The sequence below is a fragment of the Arsenophonus endosymbiont of Bemisia tabaci Q2 genome, assembly GCF_902713415.1.
Taxonomy (GTDB): domain Bacteria; phylum Pseudomonadota; class Gammaproteobacteria; order Enterobacterales; family Enterobacteriaceae; genus Arsenophonus.
In genome coordinates this window covers 1-1,377 of the sequence record NZ_CACTIE010000021.1, presented here as the reverse complement: position 1 = coordinate 1,377, position 1,377 = coordinate 1, and the positions used below count along the sequence as shown (strand labels likewise).

The 1,377-nt window shown below is 37.0% G+C and carries 1 pseudogene; it reads right to left on the bottom strand.

The annotated features are described in order from the left end of the window. Nucleotides 1–1,302: pseudogene (gene sthA, locus ARSQ2_RS14495) on the bottom strand (Si-specific NAD(P)(+) transhydrogenase); the annotation flags it as partial. Nucleotides 1,303–1,377 lie beyond the last annotated feature (75 nt).

Sequence of the window (1,377 nt, the reverse complement as noted above, 5' to 3'; positions counted from 1 at the left end):
CAATATGGTGTAATCAAAATTAAGTCGCTTAGCTATAATTTCTGCTGCACGCTCACCGAAGCAGTGAATACCTAGAATTTTTAATGTTTCGCGATGAAATAGGATCTTTAAACTGCCTACATTCATCCCTGCAATTTGTGCTCTGGCTAAATGTTTAAATTGAGGACGCCCGACTTCATGAGGAATTTTCATGGCAGTTAATTGTTGTTCTTTTTTACCGACAGAACTGATTTTTGGAATGGTGTAGATCCCGGTAGGAATATCCTCAATTAAATGGGTATCGCTGTGGCCCGTTGTTATCGGGCGGGCAGCGAAACGACCTTTATCATAAGCGGCTGAAGCTAAACTGGGATAGCCAATAACATCGCCGACCGCATAGATATTTTTATTATGAGTACGATAGGTAGCATTAACTTTAATCAAACCTCGATTATCAATAGGAATAGCGATATTTTCTAAATTTAGATTATCGGTATTTCCCGTACGCCCATTAGCATATAATAGACAATCCGCTTTAACCTTTTTACCTGACTTCAGATGAATAATTACGCCATCATTTTTTCCTTCGATTTTTTCATATTCTTCATTATGGTGAATAACAACACCATTATTCCAAAAATGTGGTATGATAAAGCGTCTTACATCTCTTGATCTAAAAACGACAGAAGGTAATCACGGGTATTAATAAGATCAACTTTTACCCCTAATCCTCTAAAAATTGGAGCATATTCACAGCCAACTACTCCTGCACCATAAATAATAACATGGTGGGGTTCATGATTGAGAGTTAAAATTTAATCGCTATTGTAAATGCGTGAATGATGAAAATCGACATCGGGTGGACAGGACAGTATGGACGAGAGCCGGTTGCGATAATGATTTTTTGGCATATAGAGTATTGTAGATACCATCATTATAAAGAACTTTTAAAGTATGTTGGTCAATGAAAGAGGCTTCACCGGCAAATATTTTACAACCATTTCGTTCATAAAATCCTTTCCGCATATGTGTTTGTTGATTAATTATGGTCTCCGCTTGTTTAAGAATTTCGGAGAAAGAAGAGGGTAAAAGCCGGAATTTATCGCTGTATAATGGATTTTGATTAAATTCGATAATTCGGCTCACTGCATGCCGAAGCGCTTTAGAAGGAATAGTTCCCCAGTAGGTACAAAAACCACCACCAATTTTATTATAACGTTCAATGACTGCGACTTTTTTCCTTTGTTTTACCAACCCCATTGCTGCACCTTCTCCCCCGGGGCCGGAACCAATAACGATAGTATCAAATTGAATCTGTGGCATTCGGTATAACCTATTATTATGTAAATACGAATAGACAACTTAGATTAAAATTATCTTCTTTAATCAAGCTTAAAT